At 73.3% G+C, this 21,571-nt stretch carries 11 protein-coding genes; 5 read left to right on the forward strand and 6 right to left on the reverse strand.

The features are described 5' to 3' along the window. Positions 1–55 precede the first annotated feature (55 nt). Positions 56–457 carry an ACT domain-containing protein gene (locus QWJ13_RS28335; RefSeq protein ID WP_316527997.1) on the reverse strand — a complete coding sequence of 134 codons (402 nt, stop codon included), beginning with the start codon at positions 455–457 and terminating at the stop codon, positions 56–58. Between the two features lie 265 nt (positions 458–722). On the opposite strand from QWJ13_RS28335, the gene QWJ13_RS28340 reads away from it, so the two are divergent. Continuing rightward, positions 723–866 carry a hypothetical protein gene (locus QWJ13_RS28340; RefSeq protein WP_316527998.1) on the forward strand — a complete coding sequence of 48 codons (144 nt, stop codon included), beginning with the start codon at positions 723–725 and terminating at the stop codon, positions 864–866. Between the two features lie 115 nt (positions 867–981). Here the strand turns inward: QWJ13_RS28340 and QWJ13_RS28345 are convergent, their stop codons facing one another. The 4 genes from QWJ13_RS28345 to QWJ13_RS28360 all read right to left on the reverse strand — a co-directional run bounded on the left by QWJ13_RS28345 (position 982) and on the right by QWJ13_RS28360 (position 15,540). Next, a complete protein-coding gene (locus QWJ13_RS28345; protein ID WP_316527999.1) occupies positions 982–2,826 on the reverse strand; it encodes an FAD-dependent oxidoreductase in 1,845 nt (614 codons plus the stop codon). 465 nt (positions 2,827–3,291) lie between these two features. Further along, positions 3,292–5,127 (reverse strand): glycoside hydrolase family 15 protein, encoded by a 1,836-nt coding sequence (locus QWJ13_RS28350; RefSeq protein WP_316528000.1) that lies wholly within the window; start codon positions 5,125–5,127, stop codon positions 3,292–3,294. Between the two features lie 42 nt (positions 5,128–5,169). Further along, complete coding sequence (locus QWJ13_RS28355; RefSeq protein ID WP_316528001.1) at positions 5,170–10,734, reverse strand: beta-ketoacyl synthase N-terminal-like domain-containing protein; 5,565 nt, start codon at positions 10,732–10,734, stop codon at positions 5,170–5,172. Between the two features lie 117 nt (positions 10,735–10,851). Next, entirely contained in the window at positions 10,852–15,540 is a 4,689-nt protein-coding gene (locus QWJ13_RS28360; RefSeq protein WP_316528002.1) for a multicopper oxidase domain-containing protein, read from the reverse strand. A gap of 235 nt (positions 15,541–15,775) precedes the next feature. Between QWJ13_RS28360 and QWJ13_RS28365 the strand changes: the two genes are divergently transcribed. From QWJ13_RS28365 to QWJ13_RS28380, 4 genes are all read left to right on the forward strand, one after another. Continuing rightward, positions 15,776–16,441: a response regulator transcription factor gene (locus QWJ13_RS28365; protein ID WP_316528003.1), complete on the forward strand. Its 666-nt coding sequence runs from the start codon at positions 15,776–15,778 to the stop codon at positions 16,439–16,441. Continuing rightward, positions 16,431–17,456 carry a sensor histidine kinase gene (locus QWJ13_RS28370; RefSeq protein ID WP_316528004.1) on the forward strand — a complete coding sequence of 342 codons (1,026 nt, stop codon included), beginning with the start codon at positions 16,431–16,433 and terminating at the stop codon, positions 17,454–17,456. Before QWJ13_RS28365 ends, QWJ13_RS28370 begins: the two co-directional genes overlap by 11 nt. A gap of 133 nt (positions 17,457–17,589) precedes the next feature. Beyond that, a complete protein-coding gene (locus QWJ13_RS28375) occupies positions 17,590–18,864 on the forward strand; it encodes a sensor histidine kinase (protein WP_316528005.1) in 1,275 nt (424 codons plus the stop codon). Between the two features lie 68 nt (positions 18,865–18,932). Continuing rightward, the gene (locus QWJ13_RS28380; protein ID WP_316528006.1) at positions 18,933–21,083 is read left to right on the forward strand and encodes an SAM-dependent methyltransferase; all 2,151 of its coding nucleotides are present in this window, start codon (positions 18,933–18,935) and stop codon (positions 21,081–21,083) included. A gap of 48 nt (positions 21,084–21,131) precedes the next feature. Here the strand turns inward: QWJ13_RS28380 and QWJ13_RS28385 are convergent, their stop codons facing one another. Further along, positions 21,132–21,509, reverse strand: a complete 378-nt coding sequence (locus QWJ13_RS28385) for a nuclear transport factor 2 family protein (protein ID WP_316528007.1) — start codon at positions 21,507–21,509, stop codon at positions 21,132–21,134. Between the last annotated feature and the right edge of the window lie 62 nt (positions 21,510–21,571).

The following is a 21,571-nucleotide window of genomic DNA, read 5'->3' on the forward strand; positions in this document are numbered from 1 at the left end:
CCCGGGGCACCGAGCACCGATCCGACGCCGGCCACCGGACGGGCTCCGGGCCCGGTCAACCGGCCCGCTCGCCCCGCTGATCGGTCCCAGCCACTCGATGACCGGCCGCGCGCAGCGCCTCGAAGGCCCTCTCGATGTGCTCGCGCGGCACCAGCACCAGATCCGCGTGGAAGGTGGAGGCGACGAAGACCGGCACGGCGGCGTCCCCGAGCGGCCCGACCACGGCCGCCAGCATCCCCGGCAGGTCCAGGCCGTGGGCGCTGTCCCCGTACAGCGCGACCCACACCTCGGCCGGCGCCTGTGCACCGGTCGTCAACTCCCGGATCACCGTGAGCCCTTCCGGTGCCCGGACCACGGCCAGCCAGGAATCATCCACCGGCCCGCCGGCACCGGGAAGGTGCTCGATCACGAACTCGCCCGGCAGCATCCGCAGGCCTTGCGCAACAGCGGTATTCACGGTCGCCCACCCTAGTGGGGCTCTGCCGGGTACTCCAAGCGATCGTCACCGAGATGCTTGGCCCGTCGGGACCAGCGAGGCAAGGGCGAGGCGTACCCGTGCGAGCCGATGCCGAATGGCCGGCGCACGTCGATGCGGCCGAGCGCCGAGCGCCTGGGCATGGAGCATCGGCGGCTCCGGGCGCCGCCCGGCCCGCAGAGGTGTGGTGATCACGATTCGGTTCCGGTGCCCACGCCGCCATGCGGGGGCTGGAAGGCTGACCGGCATGGACGGCTGCGTCTTTCCGGTCGAAGTCATCGCGGTGCCGGTGGGGCCTCAGTTCTACCAAGTCGAGGTCAGCCACCGAGGGAAGATCACCCTGCCGAAGGTCGAGGCACAGGCCGGTCTGCTGGACGTCTCCCTCGGTTGATGTCGTCGGATCGGCCGCTGCCGGCAGCGCGGGCACGTTCCGCCCACCGCGCTCCGCGCTCGACCGGGGCCGCCGTCCCGGGACCGGTCGGCCGGTCCCGGGACGGCGGGGGGGCTCAGCGGGGGTGGAGTTCGAGGACGGCGCGGACGGCGGATTCGAGGGAGCCCTCGATCCAGGCCGGCTTGAGGCTGGTGTGCTCGCCGGCGAAGTGGACGCGGCCCTCGACGGTGCGGGTGGCGGGGTGGTGCTCGTGGAGCTGGCCCGGGGTGAAGATCGCGGCCTCGCCCAGGGCGTAGCGGGCCCGGGCCCAGGACTGGGTGGCCCCGGCTCCGGTGAACTCGGAGCGGACGACCGGGCCGAAGAGCCGCTCCATGTCGTTGAGCGCGAAGGCGTACCGCTCGCCCTCGGTCAGCGAGTCCCAGCGCATCGCGTCGTCGGACCACGTGTAGGAGGCCAGGACGACACCGCCGGGCGAGCCGTCGGGGGCGTGGGAGGGGAAGTAGGTGAACCGGCTCGGGCTGTCGGAGACGCAGCCGCCGCCGGTGAAGCCGTCCGGGCCCTTCTCCCAGAAGCGGCTCTTGAACTCCAGCAGGACCTTGGTCGCCGAGTCGTAGTGCAGCTCGGTGACGGCCCGTCGCTTCGGGTACGACATCAGGGGCTCGATGGAGCAGAACCGCAGGGCGCTGAACGGGATCGTGACGAGGGCGTAGTCGCCCTCGAAGGTCTCCACGGGGGTGTTCGGCGCGCCGTCGCAGGACTCCTCGCCGCCGCTCTCGCCGACGGTCTCGATCCGCACGCCGCTGTCGGACTGCACCAGCCTGGTCATCCGGCGGCCGAGCCGCAGGTCGTTGCGGAGCGGGCGGGCCAGGGCCTCGGTGAGGGTGTCGGTGCCGCCCTCCAGCTCCCAGTAGCGGTTGGTGGGGCTGATCACGGCGTGGTCGATCAGGGTGGGCAGGATCGAGTAGTGCAGCCGGGAGGACATGTTCTCCAGGGTGCCGGCGGCCTGGATCCGGGCGAGGTCCCAGCCCGCTTCCTCGACCAGGAAGCGGTGCGTCGAGTGGCCGTCGTAGCGCTGGAAGATCCTTGCCCAGGCGGCCAGTTGGTCGCCGATCGGCCCGTCGGGCACGGTCGTCCGCGCGAACGCCCGGGTGACGGCCTCCGCGACGGTGGTGTCGAGGTCGGTGCCGAAGGTGTCGTTGACCGCGCGCGGGGACTTCGCGTAGGCGGCCCGGGAGGTGTGGGTGCCGTTGACCGCGATCCTGGTCCGCATGACGGCGGCCGGCGCGGTGAAGGTGCCGGCCTGGTCGCCGTTGCTCCAGGTCTCGCCGGTGAACGACCGGTAGACCACCGGCGGCACCGCACCGGTGGGCTTCGCGCCGGGCGCCACGTCGGCGTTGTAGAAGGGGCGGCGCTTGAGCCCCAGCTTGTCGGCGAGCGCCAGCACCAGGGGGTGGAAGTCCGGCAGCCGCATGGCGCCGGCCTCGGCGTGCAGGCTCCGGTCGTGGAAGACGCCCCGGAAGGTCTTGATCCGCCCGCCCACCCGGCTGGCGTTGGCCTCGATGACGACGACCTCGTGCCCGGCCCGCTTGAGCAGGTGGGCGGCGGCCAGACCGGCCACTCCGGCGCCCACGATCAGCACCTTCTTGCGGCGCGCGCGGGGCAGCGGCTTCTCGTCGATCAGGATCCGCAGGTAGGAGAGCTTGAGGTCCTCCCGCTCGTCCTTGCCGACCAGCAGCATCATGCGGGCCAGGTCACGGGCCAGGGCCTCGTCGGGGCCGCCGCTTCCGGCGGAGGGCGGCAGTGCCGGCCCGCCGTCGGCGGCGACGGCGCGGTCGGCGAACCGGGTGGCGCCGACCAGCGTGGCCGCCGTCGCCGCCGTGACCGAGCCGACCACGGTGCGCCGGGAGACTGGGGGCCGCGGCTCGTCCGAGGCGGGCCGCTGCTTGCTGAGCTGTTCCATGGATACTCCGAATAGGGGAACCGGACAACAAGCTGCGCAACTCCCGCGGCCGGACGAGGACACGAGCCCGTCGTACAGGTCCACCTATCCGGGTGGCGAAGGCACGGGCATTTGACGTTCCGACGGCGTCAGCCGACCACGGGACGGCTCACTCGCGCCCGCCGATCGCGTCGGCCGGCGCGTGCGGCGAGGTCGGCGACGAGCACCACGTCGCCGGGCCCGGCGGGCGCGCTGCCCGTACGCGGCGAGAACGGCCCGAGCGCCGCCCCGGACCAGCCGCCCGACGCGGCGGATCACCACGCGCCCGGGTGCGAGCGGATCGACCGGTCGACAGCCACGGCGGGTAGCGCGAAGTCGGACCTGCCGAAGCGCCTAACCACTCAAGGAAGTTGACCTTCGGTTCATGAACGCGCCCATGCGCACCGAGCGGCTCGCCGGCGGTCGGGTGGCCGGCTTCGGCGGGAGTCAGCCGAGGGTGCGGTCGAGGTTGAAGGCGGCGCTGATCAGGGAGAGGTGGGTGAAGGCCTGGGGGAAGTTGCCGAGTTGTTCGCCGGTCGGGCCGATCTCCTCGGCGTAGAGGCCCAGGTGGTTGGCGTAGGTGAGCATCTTCTCGAAGGCCAGCCGGGCCTCCTCGACGCGCCCGGCGCGGGCCAGGGCCTCGACGTACCAGAACGAGCAGATCGAGAAGGTGCCCTCGGCTCCGCGCAGGCCGTCCGGGCTGGCCTCCGGGTCGTAGCGGTAGACCAGCGAGTCGGAGACGAGCTCCGAGCCCAGCGCGTCCAGGGTGGCCAGCCACTTGGGGTCGTTGGGCGAGATGAACTTGGCCAGCGGCATCATCAGCACCGAGGCGTCGAGGACGTCGTCGCCCAGGCTCTGGGTGAACGCCCGGCGGTCCGTCGACCAGCCGCGGCTCATGATCTGCCGGTAGATCGTGTCCCGGCTCCGCTGCCAGCGCGGGAGGTCGGCCGGCAGCCCGCGCCGGTTGGCCATCCGGATCGCCCGCTCGATCGCCACCCAGCACATCAGCCGCGAGTAGAGGAAGTCCTTGCGGCCGCCCCTGGTCTCCCAGATGCCCTCGTCGGGCTGGTCCCAGTGGTCGCAGAGCCAGTCCACCACGGCCCCGACCTCGTCCCAGTGGTCGCTGCTGATCGGCTGGCCCCACTTGTCGTACAGGTAGACGGAGTCGATCAGCGCTCCGTAGATGTCCAGCTGGAGCTGGCCGGTGGCGGCGTTGCCCACCCGCACCGGCGCGGAGCCCAGGTGCCCCTCCAGGTGGGGCAGTTCGCGCTCGGGCAGGTCGCTGCGCCCGTCGATGCCGTACATGATCTGGAGCGGCCCCTCGACGCCGTCGCCCCGCAGGACCCCGCGCTCGGAGAGGAAGCCCATGAAGGCCTCGGCCTCCTCGGTGAAGCCCAGCCGGAGCATGGCGTAGACGCAGAAGGCCGCGTCGCGGACCCACACGTAGCGGTAGTCCCAGTTGCGGCCGCCGCCGATCCGCTCGGGCAGGCTCGTCGTCGGGGCGGCCACGAAAGCGCCGGTCGGCGCGTAGCTGAGCAGTTTCAGCACCAGCGCGGAGCGGTGCACCATCTCGCGCCACCGCCCGTGGTAGCGGGAGCGGGACAGCCAGTGGCGCCAGAACCGCACCGTCGCCGCGAACTGCTCCTCCGCCTCGGCCCGGGGGCAGGCCCTCGGGGTGACCTCGCCGCCGACCCGGTCGAGGGCGAACACCGCCGACTCGCCTTCGAGCAGCTTGAACTGCGACCACACGTCCACGCCGTCGCGTTCGAGCGGGACGGTGGCCGTCAGCGCCAGCGCCAGCGACGGGGACTCGAAGACGGCCTGGTGGGGCTGGAGGCGTACGGTGTGCGGCTCGGACCCGAAGTCGAAGCGGGGGGCCACCCGGGCCCGGAACGGCAGCGTTCCCCGGGCGCAGACCACCCGACGGATCAGCCGGTGCCGGCCGGCCTCGCGCGACTCGTCCACCACCGGCATGAAGTCCTGGATCTCCGCCACCCCGTCGGTGGCGAAGAACCGGGTGATCAGGACGTTGGTGTCGGGGAAGTAGAACTGCCGGGTGCGCGTCGGCACGTCGGCGGCCAGCTCGAACGAGCCGCCCCGGTCGGCGTCGAGGATGGACGCGAAGACGCTGGGGGCGTCGAAGCGCGGACAGCAGTACCAGTCGATCGTGCCGTCCGTGCCCACCAGGGCGGCGGAGCGCAGATCGCCGATCAGGCCGTGCTCGGCGATCGGCAGGTAGCGCGAGCCGTCCGCGCGCCCGAATCCGGCATCGTTGAATGCCATACCGGCCTCCCTACAGCCGTGCCCGTTCCTGCTGGAACGCCGTCACCGCGGGCCTTGTTCCGGCTCACCCTCCGTGTCGGACAGGCCGGACGCGGGCCCGGGAGACAGCGTCCGGGCGAGCCAGCCGCGGATCGCTTCCGCCGTGGTGGCCACGTGCTCGTCGAGGATCGAGTGGTGGTCGCCCGGCACCTCGCCGGCGCGCAGGCGCAGGGTGGGGACGGTCGTCTTCCCCTCCCAGTCCAGGAAGATCCGGGCGTAGGCGCCCATCGCCGCGAGGCCGGGCTCGTCCAGCCCGAGCGCGCCGGGGGCCGCCAGTTCGGTGAGCCACTCCTCGTCCCGGACGGGGTGGGTGTCCACCAGCACCACGGCCTCGGCGCCGACGCGCTCGGCGACGGCCTGGGCGACCAGGCCGCCGGTGGAGCGGCCCAGCAGCACCACCGGCCGGTCGAGCCGCCGGATCGAGGCGGCGTGGGCCCGGACGAGGGCCTCCACGCCGTCCGGGACGGGGCCGCCGTCGTAGCCCGGGTGCGGGAGGAGCCACAGGCCCGGCAGGTGCTCGGCGAGGCGGCCGTACTCCCCCGGGGGTGAGGCGAAGGCGGGGAAGCAGACGATGGCGGGACCACCTCCTCCACGGCTGAGCCCCTCGCCGCTGAGCCGCTGCGGGGCGACGGACGGCGGCGCGGCCGCCGAGGGCAGCGCCCAGGAGGCGGAGACCAGCAGGTGCATGGCCTCCCGGGACCGGCCCAGCTCGCACAGCTTGCGGTAGAGGAAGCCGAGCGTCCCCGGGGCCGGCGGCGGGCGCAGCTGCTCGGCGAGGGCCCTGGGCGTGGGGACGTCGAAGACCACCGTGGCGGGCAGTCGCAGGCCGAGCCGCGCCTCCAGGCGGTTGCGCAGTTCGAGCGAGGTCAGCGAGTCGAACCCGAGGTCGAGGAGCGGGGTGTCCGGGTGGACGTCCGGGTAGCTCAGGACGGCGGCGACCTCGGCGCAGACCAGTTCCAGGGTGTCGGTCGGTGAGGGCGGTGTCTCCTGCGTCCTCGGTGATTCCGGCGGGGACGGCAGGGGCGGGCGGCCCTCGAAGGCGATCGGCACCAGCACCGGTTCGTCGGTGCGCAGCGCCGCCTCCAGCAGGGCCACGCCTTCGGCGGGGGTGAGGGGCGTCAGGCCGGGGGTGGCCGGTCGGCCGGCCGCCATCCCGACCGTCCACGGGCCCCAGGCCAGGGAGTGCGCGGGCAGCCCCGATCGCCGCCGGTGGCGGGCGAGTTCGTCCAGGTAGCTGTTGGCCGCCGCGTAGTTGGCCTGTCCGGCGTGGCCGAGCACACCGGCCGCCGAGGAGAACAGCACGAAGGCGTCCAGCTCCCGGTGCGCGGTCGACTCGTGCAGCTGCCGGGCCGCTTCGGCCTTGGGGCGCCACACCGTCGCCAGCCGCGCCGGGGTCATCGAGGACAGGATTCCGTCGTCCAGCACCCCGGCGGTGTGCACCACGGCGCGCAGGTCCTCGATCGAGTCGACCAGCGCGGCCAGTGCCGCCCGGTCGGTGACGTCCACGGGCGTCTCACCGCTGCGGCTCGCGACCACGACGCGCACGCCCTTGCCGCGCAGGTGGTCGGCGACCGCCCGGCCCAGCGCGCCGCCGCCGGTGATCAGGACCGTTCCGCGCCAGTCGAAGGCCTTGCCGGCGCCGCTCGGCACCGGGACCAGCTCCGGGCGCTCGGCCACGATCTCGCTCCGCCCGTCGTGGAGTTCGGCCAGGGTGAACCGGCCGGGGTGCTCGCTCCGCGCGACCCGGACCAGGCCGGACACCGCCGCTCCCGCCAGGTCTCCCGGGTGCACCAGGACGGTGAGGTGCTCGTGGCCGGCCTGCAATTCCCGCAGGGCGAGCGCCAGTGCGGCGGGTGCGTCCTCGCCCGGCGGCACCTCATGGATCCGGCCCCGGGGCCGGCCCGGAGTCCGGTGCCACTCGGGGCGGAACAGCGCGCCCCGGCCGGTGCCCGGCGCGGGATGCGCGGTGGGGCGCACCGTGAGGGACTCGACGGCCGCCACCGGCCGCCCCGCCTGGTCGGTGACGTCGATCCGCCCGGCACGGATGCGCACCCGCAGCGCCGTGGCGCCCCGCGCCAGCAGGCGCACCCCGCGCAGCGCGAACGGCACCCCGTCGGCGAGCAGTCGCGCCGGGTGCAGCGCCGCGTCGAACAGGGCCGGGTGGAGGCCGAAGCGCCCGGCGTCCGGGAAGTCGCCGCGCACCTCGCCGAAGAGTTCCCCGCCGCGGCGCCACATCCTGGTCAGCCCGCGGAACGCGGGGCCGTACTCGCCGTGGTCGACCTCGATCTCCTCGGCGTCCGGCGGGGGCCAGGCGCCGGTGTCCACGCGTGGCGCCGGGCGGGCGGCCAGCCGGCCTTCGGCGCACCGGGCTCCGTTCGCGTAGACCTCGAACGGCCTTGTGTCGTCGGCCTCTTGGCGGACCACGAGCTCAGCGCGCCGGGTCCGCGGCAGGGGCATCGGCGCGTGCAGGACCAGTTCGTCGACGGTGTCGCAGCCGGCCCGTTCCCCCGCGGCCAGGGCCAGTTCCAGGATCGCCGTGGCGGGTACGACCGCCGTGCCGTCGACGATGTGGTCGAGCAGCCACGCGGGGGTGAGGTCGGCGGTGCACAGCACCTCCCCGGAGCCGGGCACGACGACGGTCGACTCGATCAGCGGGTGCTCCGCGGGGCGGTCGAGCCAGTAGCGCCGGCGCCGGAAGGCCCGGGTGCCCCGCGGTCTGGGCGCCGCCGCTTCCGGTTGCTCGTACTCCTCGACGATCACATGCGCGTTGGTCCCCGAGATCCCGAAGGCGGACACTCCGGCCCGCCGCGCACGGTCCCGGGCCGGCCAGGGCGTCGGCTCGGTGACCAGGCGGACCGCGCCGGCCGACCAGTCGACGTACGGGCTGGGCCGGTCGAGGTGCAGCGTGGCGGGCACGGTGTGGTGCCGCATCGCCAGCACGGCCTTGATCACGCCCGCGACCCCGGCGGCCGCCTGGGTGTGCCCGAGGTTGGACTTGACGGTGCCGACCAGGACCGGATCCGAGCGGTCCTGCCCGTACGTGGCGAGCAGCGCGGCCGCCTCGATCGGATCCCCCAGGGCGGTGCCGGTGCCGTGGGCCTCGATCATGTCCACCTCGGCGCCGGTGAGCCCGGCGTCGGCCAGCGCCCGCTGGATCACGGCCACCTGGGCGGGGCCGCTGGGCGCCGTGAGGCCGTTCGACGCCCCGTCCTGGTTGACCGCGGAGCCGCGCAGCAGGGCCAGGACCGGGTGCCCGTTGCGCAGCGCGTCGGACACCCGCTCCAGGACCAGCAGCCCGACCCCCTCCGACCAGACGGTGCCGTCGGCGGCCGCGGCGAACGGCTTCACCCGTCCGTCCGGGGCCAGGCCGCGCTGCCGGCTGAACACGACGAAGCTGTCCGGCGTGGCCATCACCGTCGCTCCCCCGGCCAGGGCCAGGTCGCACTGGCCGTCCCGCAGGGCGCCGGCCGCGAGGTGCAGGGCGACCAGCGAGGAGGAGCAGGCCGTGTCCAGGGTGAGCGCGGGCCCGTGCAGCCCCAGGTTGTGGGCGATCCGCCCGGAGGCGACGCTGCCCGCCGAGCCCAGGGCGAGCTGGGCCTCCAGGGGGTGTCCGGTGCCCTGGAAGCGACCGCCGTAGTCGTTGTACATGACGCCGACGAACACCCCGGTGTTGCTGCCGCGCAGTGATTCGGGCGCGATGCCGGCCCGCTCGGCCGCCTCCCAGGCCGTCTCCAGCAGCAGGCGCTGCTGGGGGTCGGTGGCCAGGGCCTCGCGCGGCGACATCCGGAAGAACGCCGCGTCGAAGTCGGCCGCGTCGGTGAGGAAGCCGCCCCGGGTGACGTAGCTGGTGCCGATGTGGTCCGGGTCCGGGTGGAACAGTTCGTCCAGCGGCCAGCCCCGGTCCGTGGGGAACTCCGTGATGGTGTCCCGGCCGGTTTCGAGCGCCCGCCAGAGGTCCTCGGGGCTGCCGATCCCGCCGGGGTAGCGGCAGGCCATGCCGACGATCGCGATCGGCTCGGTGGAGGTGCGGGCGGGCGGCGGCGCGCCGGTGACCCCGCCGGCGAGGTAGTCGGCCACCTGCTGGGGCGTGGGGTGGTCGTACACCAGGGACGGCGAGAGGGTGACGCCCAGCTCCGCGCCCAGCCGGTCGCCCAGCCGGACGGCGCCGAGCGAGTCCAGGCCGGCTTCGGCGAACGGCTGGTCGGCCTCGGGCGGCCGGCCGGTGATCCCCTCGGCGGCCCGTCGGACGAGGTCGAGCAGGTACTGGAAGCGCAGCCGCCGCCGGGCCGGCTTGCCCGAGGAGGTCTGCGGAATCCGGCTGATCAGGCGGACGGACTCCGGCACCCGGTGCGCCGGCAGCCGGCGACGGCAGAAGGCCAGCAGCGCCGCGGGATCCGTGTCGCCGACGACGTAGGCGACCGGCACCTCGCCGAGCAGGTCGTCGGGCTCGCCCGCCACGGCGACCTCCCGGACGCCCGGGGCGTGGGCCAGCACCCGTTCGATCTCCGCCGGGTGGATGTTCTCCCCGCCCCGGATGACCATGTCACCGGCGCGCCCCGTCACCACCAGCCGGCCGTTCTCCTGGTGGCCCAGGTCCCCGGTGGCCTGCCACCGGTCGGCGCCGGGCAGCCTCAGCAGGATCTCGCCGTCCACGAACCGGGTGTCGATCCCGGGCAGGACGACGCCGTCGACGGAGATGTTCCCGGACGCCTCGGTGCTGCCGTAGGCGTCGTGCAGCTCACGGCCGGTCGTGCGGCGGAAGCGGGCCCGCAGCTCCTCCGACAGCGGGGCCCCGGCGGACAGGCAGAGCGGCGGCAGCGGGGCTTCGGCGTCCAGGAGCCGGCTGAAGACCGTCGGCACGCCGCCGAGCGCGGTGAACGGCGCCTGCCGCAGCAGGGCGGCGGCCCGGTCGGCGGTGAAGCGCTCCATCACATGGGCGCTCGCCCCCAGGGTCAGGACGCCGACCAGGCACATCGAGTGCCCGTACGCGTGGAACAGCGGCAGCGGCCAGAGCAGGTGGTCCTCGCCGGACATGCCCAGCAGTTCCCGGTAGGAGTGGTCGGCCGACCGGAGCCACGCCTCCTGCGCCGAGGGCACGCCCTTCGGCTCCCCGCTCGTCCCCGAGGTGTAGTGGATCCAGGCGGGCTCCTCGGGCCCGAGGTCGTCCCGAGGGCGGCCGGCGGAGGGTGCGAGCAGGTCGTTCACGGTGACGACCCGGGCACCGGCCACCCGCCGTACCCGCGCCAGGTGTTCCCGGTCGGTGACCACCACGTCGGCGCCGCTGTCCGCCAGCCGGTACCGGAGGTCGTCGTCGGTGCCGCGCGGATCGAGCGGGACGCCGACGGCGGCCGCGCGGCAGACGCCGAGGGTGGCCGTGATCGCGGGCACGCCGTTGGACAGGCACAGCGCCACCCGGCCGCCCCGGTCGGCCCGGAGGTTGCCGGCCACCCGGGCGGTGCGGCGGGCGAGTTCGCCGTAGCCCACCGCGCCGTGGGCATCGGCGAAGGCCGTCTTGCCCTCGGTGTCAGCGGCGTGACGGAGGATCAGCTCGTGGATCGGCTCTTGCACTTCGCACCTCTGGGGGTTGGTGGACGAAGTCATAACACACGCCTCCGACAACGCTCCGCGAAGAGCCGGGAGGGCGGGCCGCGGCGGCCCGCCCTCCCGTCGTGCGCGATCACCCGGTCAGGGCGCCGGGGTCACCCGGAGCGGGTCCGACACCGACTTCACCGTCATGCCCGGGAACTCGCCGCCGTGGCCGACCGTGTTGAGCGCGACCACCCGGTAGAGGTACGGCGTGGCCACCGACGCCGACAGGTCGACGAAGGAGCGGGTGCCGTGGGTGTTCGGCTGGTCCAGGGGCGAATCGACGGTGCCGGCGTCAACCCAGGTGGTGCCGTCATCGCTCGATCGTTGGATGACGAAGCCGGTCTCGTTGATCGAGTTGTCCTGCCAGTCCAGCCGGATCCGGGCGTTGTCGCCGCTGCCCATGACGGTCGAGCTGAGCCCGGTCGCCTTGGCCGGAGGCAGCGCCAGAAGCTGGGGACGCATCATGTCCATCTCCTCGTGGCTGAGGATGTGGCAGTGGATGACGTACTCCCAGCCGAAGTTGACCAGCCGGTTGACGATGGCCGCCGTCGGGTTGCCCTGCGGATCGGTGTTGTTGAACATCGCCGTGCTGCCGAGCGGCATGGTCGGGTCCAGCGGCCGGACGGAGTTCGGCACTTCGAACGGCACCGTCGGCACGGTCGGCCGCAGCGCGACGATCGTGTCCTCCAGTGGGCTCATCCGCACCGTGTCCTTCCAGCCCAGCTCGTTGGCGTCCGGTTTGATGACGATGTTGTCCCAGGTCACCCGGTTGAGGACCTGGACGTCGTAGAGGTGGAAGTGCATCGGGTGGGTGTCCACCCCGTTGTGGGTGAACCGCCAGATCTGCGTCCCGTCCTCGGTGGTGCTGATCGGTGTCACCTTCAGGTCCGCCCTGGGCAGGGCGGTTCCGTCGATCAGCTCGGTCGGCGGGTTGACGTACGGGTACAGCGTCACGTTCTGCGCCCCCGGCGTCGGCGGCGAGGCCTCGACGCCGAGGTTGGCCGACATCCGGCCGTACTCGTCGAAGGTCGAGGCGTTCATCTCGTCGTGGATGGCCTTCGGCTGGAGCGGCAGCGACGTCTTGGCGGTCGGTGCCTTGAGCGTGTTGAAGCCGAAGGCCGATGTGTCGTTCACCCGGACCAGGCCGTCGCAGCTCTTGACGGTGCTGTTCTTGACGTTGCAGTTGCCGCTGGCCGCGAAGCTCGTGCCGTACGCCGAGTTGTAGGCCGCCTGCCCGACGATCACCGGGTTCTGCCCGGACTCGAAGACGCCCGAGCCGTCCGCGTGGTGCTTGAACGCGGCTTGCAGCTTGGCCAGGTTGAAGGCCGGGGCCGGGGCCGTGTCCGCGATGGTCACCTGCATCACGGTGCGGGTGTTGGGACCGTACCCCGGCAGGGTCTTCGGCGCGCCGCCGTTCCCGGTGAGGTCGGGGCCGCCCGTGTAGTAGTCGTACGACGAGATGCGGGCCGGGAAGGCCGCGGGCGCGTCGTTGTAGAGGATCAGCGTCTTGCCCGCGAACTTCGAGAAGTCGACCAGCACGTCGGCGCGTTCGGCCGGGGCGACGGTCAGCGCGTGCTTGTCCACGTTGCCGACGTCGAAGCGGGTCGGGTCGGTGATCCAGGTGGTCGGCTGCTGGCCGTCGATGACGGCCGGGGCGGGCAGGAAGCCGCCCTCGTTGGCGATCTGGATCCAGTCCGGCCCGGCGGCGTCGTTGTTGGCGTCCGCCGGGGTGGGTGACACGTTCGGGTCGGTCTGCGCGGCGGCCAGCTCGTCGGCGTTCAGCGCCACCTCGGTGGTGCCGTCGCCCTGCTTCGGATCGGCCTTGTACCACTGGAAGTTGAAGAACCGGTCGTTGGCGGCGTTGAGCAGCCGCATCCGGTAGGTCTTCGGCTGGAGCGTCACCTTCGGGTAGGCGACGCCGTTGACGATGGGCGTGTCGTTGAACTGCTCCATGCCCATCGAGATGTTCGGCGTGCCGGGGATCTGCTCCGGCTCGCAGTACGGGGCGCTCTGGTACTGCCAGGTCGCCGCATCGTCCAGCTTGCACGTCGGGTCGTAGTACGGGTTGGCGATCGGCCCGAACTTCGTGTCCCCGGCCGGCGGCCAGAACCACGGCCCGTACATCCAGCGCCCGTACGAGCTCATGCCCGACGGATCGCCCGGGTTCTGCGCGGGCATGTAGACGTGGTGGTACCAGAAGCTGCCCTTGCCGCCCCAGCGCTTGGTGTCCCAGGTCGGGTCCTGGCCGTAGGAGGCGGTCTTGCCGTCGGCGTCCTCGCGGTCCTTGAGCTGGGCGTCGTCCGGCACGAAGGTGCGGTCCTGGACGAGCAGCGGGATGGTGTCGGCCGCGTCCGGGATGGTGCCGCCGGCGACCAGCGCCTTCTCGGTGTCGTCGGTGATGGTGTAGCCCGCGGCCTCGCCGGCGTACACGTTCAGCCGGGTGATGCCGTAGCTGTGGTCGTGGTAGAACATCAGCCGCGCGCTCTGCTGGTTGGTGTAGTAGAAGGTCGAGCAGCCGTCGTCCTTCGCCTCGCAGAGCACCGCGCCGCCGCTGTCCACCATGTCCGGCACGTTCTGCACGCTGACGCCCTGCGGCCACGAGGTGGTCTCGCCGGCCGGGGTGATCCACTGGTGCGGGGTGCCGTCGCTGATCCACGGCGTGACGCCGCCGTGCAGGTGCAGCGTGGCCCGGTTGTCGGTGAAGCAGCCGGACTTGTCATTCGTGCACGAGGGGTTGCGCACCTCGTCCGTGACGGTGCCGTCGTTCTTCGGCGGCGGCATCGTCATCGGGACCATGCCGGCGCCCATGCCGCTGCTGTCCACCGGCAGGAACAGGTTGCCGTCGGCGCCCTTCGGGAGCAGGTTGCGGAACACGATCCGCACCGGCCGGTCCTTGGTCGCGGCGAGCAGCGGGCCCATCCACTGCGGGGAGGTCACGCCGGTGTACGGCAGCGGCTGCCGGGTGCCGTCCATCAGCTCGTTGTAGAGCGGGACCTTGCGGCCGGGCACCGCGTCCGTCGACAGCTGGACGTAGCCGCGCACCAGGGTCGGTGGCAGGTCGGAGGAGAACCGGGTGAGGTACTGCACCAGGCCGATGACGTACTCGTCGGCCGGCTTGCCGCTCGTGGTGACGGACTCCGGCACGGCCACCGGGATGAACTTCTCCGAGGGCTTCGTGGTCGGCGCCTGCGACTGCGCGACGTCCGGGCAACCGGTGCCGTCCGCCCCGGGGTCGCAGGTCAGCGGCAGGGTGTCCTGGAACTTCTTCATCCCGACCGTGAGGTAGCCGGCCCCCGGGCTGATGACCTCGATGCCGCTGATCGCGCCGCGGTCGATCACGGCCGTCGCCGTCGCCCCGGTGCCGCCCTTGCCGGTCGGGTCGGTGACGGTGACGGCGGGCGCCGCGCCGTAGTCGGAGCCGATCTTGTCCACGGTGACGGCGACCAGCTTCAGGCTCGCGGTGGCCGTCGCCTTCGTCGCGCCGTTGATCGGGGCGGCGAGCGTCCCGTTGCGGATCACCACGCCGGGTGCGGCGCTGTAGCCGCTGCCGGGCTCGTCGACGGTCACCTTGGCGACCTTGCCGTCGGCGGTGAGGTCGGCCGGGTCGACGTGGCCCTTGGCCGCCGTGCCGTTCGGGTCGTCGGGGAGGTCGAAGTCGACCGTCGGCATGGTGTAGCCGGACCCGCCGTCGGTGACCGCCACGGCGTCCACCCCGCCGGAGGCCGTCGCGGTGGCGCCGCTGCCGCCACCGCCGGAGATGCCGACCGCGAAGCCGCCGTAGCCGCTGCCGCCCGCGTCGACGGTGAGGCCGACCACGGCCCCGGTCGCCTTGACGGTGGCCTTCGCGGTCGCCGCCGTGCTGCCGCCCGCGATGGTGACGGAGGTCGCGCCCGGGGTGTAGTGCCGCCCGGGCGAGGTCACCTCGATGCTCGCGATGCCGCCGGTGCGCGGGTCCACGGTGGCCGTCGCGGTGGCGCCCGTCCCGGCGCTCGCCGGGAGCACCTGCGCCCCGAAGGAGTACGTCCGGTCCTGCGCCGGGTGGCGCGGGTAGGCGCTCGACCCCAGTGTCACCGTGCCGCCCGCGGCCGGTGGCACGGTGGTCGGCGGGTTCGTGGTGCTGTCCACGCCGGCCGGGTACAGGAAGGCGTCGGTGGCGGCGCCGACGCCGGTGTCGACCGGGACGCCCTGGCCGTAGAAGCCGATCAGGTCGCCGGACCGCACGGCGACGTCGGGGACCTCGTAGGTCGCGACCTCTCCGGCGGCCGTGCTCGGCTTGGGCACCGTCTTCGGCCCGCTGTCCGCCACCACGGTGAAGGTGTCCGGCGCGCCCGTCGGCCGCAGCACGTAGGCGTGGAAGAGCCCGCCCTCGGAGGCCGAGGGGCTGCCGGCCGGCTTGGCCTGGTTCCAGGTCTGGAAGCTCTTCAGGGTGCCGGCGGGCAGCGGGGAGCCGCCCAGCACGACGAGGACCGGCCCGAGCGTGCCCGGCGGCGTCGCGAAGTCCGTCGCGAACGCCCGGTCGACCAGCGGGTTTCCGACCGGCATCGCGGTGGAGGCGATGGACACCTCGGCCTTCGACCGGGTCAGCGGGCTGTTGGCCCAGTTGCCCCACGGTCCGAAGTAGTGCGGTGTCGTCGTCCCGTCCGTCGCGCTGCTCGGCCCGCCGGAGGCGGCTGCCTCCTGCGTCTGCTGGAGCGGCGCCGGGGGCAGCCCCAGCAGGGCCGCCACCATCGTCCCGACGCCGGCCACGGCGATGGTGCGCCGTCTGCGGCGCGCCGGCGCTCTCATTGCCCGTGTGGTGAACACGGTCTGTGTGGTGAACACACCTTTCCTCTCCCCTTGGTGGTCTGCCCCCGCTTGCGCACCCGGGTGACGCGCGCGCGACAAGCTTGTGGCCGAACCATCGGGAGCGGGGCGAAGATGACAGGCCTCTCATCAAGCTGTCATGAGCGGTGAAGCGCTTATAGGATCTGACGCGCCCTGAGAGGGGCGAGTGCGGCAGGGGAGGAGACGGAAGCCCACCATGGCCCGGCTGTTGGTCGTCGAGGACGAGGCACGACTGCGCACCTACCTCCATCGCACGCTGGAGGCGGACGGCCACCTCGTCGACGGCGCGGGATCCGGCCCGGAGGCCGTCCGGCGCCTGTGGGACGCCGAGTACGACCTGGTCGTGCTCGACCTGATGCTGCCGGGGTTCGACGGCTTCGAGGTGATGCGGCGCGCCTTCGAGCGGCGGCCCGACCAGCGGGTCCTCGTCCTGTCCGCCGTGATGGACGTCGCCACCCGGGTCCGCTGCCTGCGACTCGGGGCCGTCGACTTCCTCGGCAAGCCCTTCGCCACCGTGGAGTTGGTGGAGCGTGTCCGCACCAGGCTCCGCACACCCGCCGCCGGTGCCGCCCAGCGGTGGCTCCACGTCGGGTCGGCCGCCCTCGATCTCGACCGGCAGGCGCTCAGCCTCGGCGGGCGCGAAGTGCCGCTGTCGCACCGCGAGTTCATGCTGCTCGGCCATCTGATGCGGCGGGCGGGCGAGGTGTGCAGCCGGCGCGAGCTGCTGGCCGGCGTCTGGGGCCACACCGACGACCTCGGCAGCAACGTGGTCGACGCGACGGTCCGCCGGATCCGCGGCAAGGTGCCCCGGCCGGTCATCGAAACGGTGCGCAACGTCGGGTACGCCTTCAGTGCCGGCTGAGCGCGGGCGGCGGCTGCTGTTCGCCGGATGGGCACTGTTCGCCGGGTGCGGCCAGCTGCTGCTGCTCGTCGAACCCGCCCTCGAAACCCTGGTGTTCCACCTGGTGTGGATCAGCATGTCCATCGTCTACGGCCTCCAGAACTGGTCCCCCCGCCGCACCGCCGCCGTCCTGGCCGCGGTCACCCTGGTCACCGGCGCCGCGCTGGGCCGGTTCGTCGCGCAGGGCCACGCCGAGTGGGACGAACTCGCGGAAGTCCCGCTGATGGCCCTGGTCTTCCTCAGCATGGTCTGGCACGTCCGACGACGGGCCGCCGCCCTCGCGCAGACCCAGGACCTCGTCGAGCGCGAGCGCCGCGCCCAGGAGGTCAAGGAGCTGTTCGTGCGCAACTGCTCCCACGAGATGCGCACCCCGATCACGGTGGCCCGCTGCTACGCGGAGCTGGTCCGGGGCGAGCTGGCGACCCCGGAGAGCCGGGACGACCTCGACGTGGTGGTGGACGAACTCGACAAGCTCGCCGGCCTCGCCGGGCGGCTGCTGGTGCTGGCCGACGCCTACGAGCCCGCCACCTTCGACCGGGCCCCCGTCGACCTCGGCGCCCTGCTGCGGCGCACGGCCCAGCGATGGCGGCCGGCCTCGGACCGGGACTGGCTCCTGGACGCGCCCTCCGTCCCGGTCCACGGCGACGAGTCCCGGCTGGAGGCCGCCCTGGACGCCCTGGTGGAGAACGCCCTGAAGTTCACCACGGACGGGGACACCATCGCCCTGCGCTGCCGCGCGACCCGCGACGGCGCCGTGCTGGAGGTGGAGGACGGCGGCATCGGCTTCGCCCGCTCCCGGGCCGACGACGGAAGCGGCCACCCCCGCGCCTCGGGCCGCCCCGGCACCGGGCTCGGCCTGGCCATCGCGCGCGCCGTCGCCGAGGGCCACGGCGGCGGTCTCAGCGTCGTCTCCGAGCCGCCGAGCGGTTCGCTGCTCCGGATGACGCTGCCGCCGCACCCGCCGCAGGGGCCCTAGGTCCGCGCAGGTCAGGGGCTGTTGTCCGTTGTCCCGTCGGGCCGACAACAGGCAACGGGTTGTACCGGTCCTGTCATCGGTCGGAGACTGAATGTGACGGGGGTCGGCACCACTCGAACAGGACGGCGACTTCATGAACGCGTTTCCGGCCGATCTGGGCCCGGCCCGCCCGGTCCGCCCGATCCGGCCACGCAGCGGCGGCCGGCCGCGGCTCGCCACCGGGCAGGACGTCGCGCTGGCACTGGCGGTCATCGTCTTCGAGGCGTTCCACTGGGGCACCCCGCTCGGCCCGCGCACCCCGGTGGGCGACCAGGCGCTGCTGGTCGCCTTCGCCGCCGCGGAGTTCCTCGCCCTGGTCCTGCGCCGACGGTGGCCGGTGCCGGTGTTCGCGGCCGTCTGGGCCGTCACCGTCGGCGCGGGCGTGCTCGCCGTCTGCACCGGCTTCACGTTCACCCCGTACTTCGGGCTGCTGCTCGCCCTCTACACGGTGGCCCGGCAGGCCGATCGGCCCCTCGCGCTCACCGCCCTCGCGCTCACCCTCGCCCCCGTCGGCGCGAGCCTCTGGCTCACCGCCGAGACGCTCCGCTACCCGGGCGACGAGACGGCGCTGCTCGTCAGCGACATGGCCTTCTACCTGCCGATCACCATCGCGGCCTGGAGCGCCGGCCGCTGGGCCAAGGCCACCGTGGCCGCGGCCGAACGCGACCAGCGCGAACTCGCCGAGGCCCGCCAGGCCGTCACCACCGAACGGATGCGGATCGCCCGGGAGCTGCACGACATCGTGGCCAACACGGTGGCCGTCATCGTCATGCAGGCCGACACGGCCCGCAGCACGGCCCCCACCGAACCGGCCCGGCTGACCGAAGCGCTGGCCGGCATCGAGGACCTCGGCCGCGGCGCCATGGCCGAACTGCGCCGTCTGCTCCGACTGCTGCGCTGCCCCGACGCGCCCGCCCCGAAGACCGCGGGACGGAGCGGACTGGCCGACCTCGCACCGCTCCTGGACGACGCCCGGCGGGCCGGTGTCCTGATCGGGCTCGACGTGACGGGCACCCCCACCCATCTCGACGACAGCGTCGACCTCACCGCCTACCGCACGGTCCAGGAGGCCGTCACCAATGTCATCAAGCACGCCGGCCCCGGCAGTCACGCCTCCGTACGGATCAGCTGGTCCGACGTGCTGACCCTCGACGTGGTCGACGACGGCGCGGGCCGCCGCCCAGAGGTCCGGCGGGAGCTCTCCACCGGCCACGGCCTGCTCGGCCTGACCGAGCGCATCGCGCTGTTCGGCGGTGAGCTGACCGCCACGCCCTACCGGTCCGGCTTCCGGGTCACCGCCACCCTGCCGCTCTCCCCCACCGGGGACGATCCCCTGCTCCCCGGCCCCCGCTGTGAAGTCCGGCGGTGACGTGTTCCCGGATGCGGCGTTGATCGGGTGGTTCGTCATCCGACGGCCGGTGCGCAGAGGGGCGTGGAGTGAGCGATGAGTCGGCGGAGGAGAGTTTCGGTTCGGCCTTGCGGCGGTTGCGCGAGCGGGCGGGCCTGTCGTTGTCGGGCCTGGCCGGGCTGATCCACTACAGCCGTGGTCACATCAGCCGGGTGGAGAACGGGACCAAGCGCCCGAGTGAGGAGTTCGCCCGGCTGTGCGACGAAGCGGTGCGCGCCGGAGGACTGCTGCTGCGGTTGGCCGCGGCGAGCCGGCCACGACCGACGGCAGCGGGCTCGGTGCCGCGCCAACTTCCGCCGGACGTCGCGCAGTTCACCGGCCGGTCGGCGCACATGGAACGGCTCGTCGCCGGCCTCACGGCGCGGCAGGGGGCCGCCGGCCCTCCGCTCGCACTGGTCGACGGCATGGGCGGGGTCGGAAAGTCCGTCCTGGCCGTGCACGTCGCCCACCTCGTCGCCGACGACTTCCCCGACGGCCAGCTCTACATCGACCTGCGGGGCAGCACCCCCGGGCTGCCGCCGAGGGACAGCACCGCCGTTCTGGTCACCCTCATCGGAGCGCTCGGCGAGGTGCCGCCCGCGAGCGAAGACGCGGCGGATTACGTCGGCGCCTACCGCTGCGCCACCGCGGACCGGCGGGTGCTGCTGGTCCTGGACAACGCGGTCGACGCCGACCAGGTGCGGCCCCTGCTCCCCTCGGGAAGCGGCTGCTCCGCGCTGGTCACCAGCAGGGTGCCGCTGGCGGGCCTGGACGGCGGCACCCGGCTCCACCTGGAGAGCTTCACCCCGGCCGAGGCCGAGGAGTTCCTCGACAGCAGGCTCGGTGACGACCGGGTCGCGCGTGAACCCGCCGCGGCGCACGAGGTCGCCGTCGCCTGCGGCTGCCTGCCGCTCGCCCTGCGCATCTGCGCGGCGCGACTGACCCGGCACCCGCGCTGGCCGCTCTCGGCGATGGCCGATCGGCTTCGCCGGTCGCGCCGCCTGCTGGACGAACTGTCCGTCACTGAGCTGGAGTTGAGGAGCTGCTTCGAGATCAGCTACCGCGCCCTGGGGCACGGCGGCGCGGTCGAAGCGGAGGCGGCCCGGATGTTCCGGCTGCTCGGCCTGCTGGAGACCACGGACATCACCACAGCGGTCGCCGCCGCGCTGCTCGACGTCTCCGAACCGAGGGCGGAGCGCATCCTGGAACGGCTGACCGACGTCCAACTGCTGGACACCGCCGCCCCCGGGCACTACCGGCTCCACGACCTGCTGCGGATGTTCGCCCGGGAGCACGCGCGGGAGGAGGAGACCGCCGACCGGTGCCGACAGGCTCTCGACCGGGTGCTGGGCTCCTACCTGGCCTCCGCGCGCCAGGCCGACCTGCCCACCGTGCTGCTGCGCCGGTCGGTCACCGCACTGCTCGCCGCGGAACACGCCCGGGCCGACCGGTACATCCACGACCCCTACGCCTCCCTGCTGGCAGGCGAAGAGGGGGCCCTGTCCGCCAGCCATCGACAGCTGGGATACGTCCTGCTCTACCTGCGCTTCGGCGACCACGCCGTCCGGCGGGGGGTGACCGCCGGGATCCGTCAGGTCGTGGTCTTCACGGCCTCACTCGACACCAGGCCCTATCGACTGCCGCTTCCGCCGGAGGTCCGGTGGTACGAGGTCGACCTCCCCGACATCCACGCGTTCAAGCGACAGGTCATGGACCGCGAGGGCATCAGGAGCCCCCTCGTTCCACGGGCGGTCGAGTGGAACCCCGGGGAGGACTGGGGGCAGGCGTTGAGGGGGGCGGGCTTCGACCCCGCGCAGCCCGCGGTGTGGCTCGTCGAGGGCAAGCTCTCCTTCATGACGATCGGTCATGCTCGGGAGATGATCGAGGAGTTGACCGAACTGTCGGCGCCCGGCAGCCTCCTCAGCCTGAACTGGGTGCATCCGGAGCTCTACCGCGACCCGAAGGACGCTCCGTTGCTCGCACAGCTCGCCGAACGAGGCACCCCGCGGTTGTCGGGCTGCGCCGACCCGGCGAGGTGGCTCGCATCGTACGGCTGGAACGCCCGGGCGTACGGCACGGACGACCTGCGCGCGGGAGCGTGCCCCTGGCTGGGGCCGGTGCCGGAACGGGTCCTCGCCGAGGCCGAGCACGGCTGGTTCGTCCACGCGTCCCTGGACGTCGCACCCGCGCCGCGGGCGTGAGCGGAGCCCCGGCGGAGGGCTCGGACGGGCCCTCCGCCGGGCGTTCGCTCAGCTGCCGGCGAGCTGTGCCGCGAAGATCGCGTGGTCGAAGTAGGCCTTGGCCTCCTGGATGAGCCCGTCGCCGTTCAGCTGGTAGACGTTGATCCCGGACCAGTTGACCGGCTTGCCGTCGGTGGAGACGGCCGCGCCGCGCCAGGACACGGCGGTGAACTCACCGACGTTGTGGGCCTCCAGCGGGGTCAGGCCGAGGAAGGGGTCGAAGTCGGGGATGACGGACCTGATGAAGGTCCGGATCGCCTCGCGGCCCTCGATCGGCTCGGTGCCCACCGGGTCGTGGAAGAGCGCGTCCTCGGCGAAGGAGTCCGCCCAGCGGTCGGCGTCGCCGGCCTGGGAGGCCTCGAAGAACTGGAGGACGGCCCTGGGCATCGCGGGAAGGGTCATCACAACGTGCCTTTCGGTGTGGGTGTTTCCTGACGGCTGTCCGTCGG

The sequence above is a fragment of the Kitasatospora brasiliensis genome (assembly GCF_032654805.1).
Taxonomy (GTDB): Bacteria; Actinomycetota; Actinomycetes; order Streptomycetales; family Streptomycetaceae; genus Kitasatospora; species Kitasatospora brasiliensis.

What these genes read in the sequence shown, in the direction of transcription:
- QWJ13_RS28340 (WP_316527998.1), top strand. Translation starts at nt 723, where the DNA reads ATGGACGGCTGCGTCTTTCCGGTCGAAGTCATCGCGGTGCCGGTGGGG.
- QWJ13_RS28345 (WP_316527999.1), bottom strand. Translation starts at nt 2,826, where the DNA reads ATGGAACAGCTCAGCAAGCAGCGGCCCGCCTCGGACGAGCCGCGGCCC.
- QWJ13_RS28350 (WP_316528000.1), bottom strand. Translation starts at nt 5,127, where the DNA reads ATGGCATTCAACGATGCCGGATTCGGGCGCGCGGACGGCTCGCGCTAC.
- QWJ13_RS28360 (WP_316528002.1), bottom strand. Translation starts at nt 15,540, where the DNA reads ATGAGAGCGCCGGCGCGCCGCAGACGGCGCACCATCGCCGTGGCCGGC.
- QWJ13_RS28365 (WP_316528003.1), top strand. Translation starts at nt 15,776, where the DNA reads ATGGCCCGGCTGTTGGTCGTCGAGGACGAGGCACGACTGCGCACCTAC.
- QWJ13_RS28375 (WP_316528005.1), top strand. Translation starts at nt 17,590, where the DNA reads ATGAACGCGTTTCCGGCCGATCTGGGCCCGGCCCGCCCGGTCCGCCCG.
- QWJ13_RS28385 (WP_316528007.1), bottom strand. Translation starts at nt 21,509, where the DNA reads ATGCCCAGGGCCGTCCTCCAGTTCTTCGAGGCCTCCCAGGCCGGCGAC.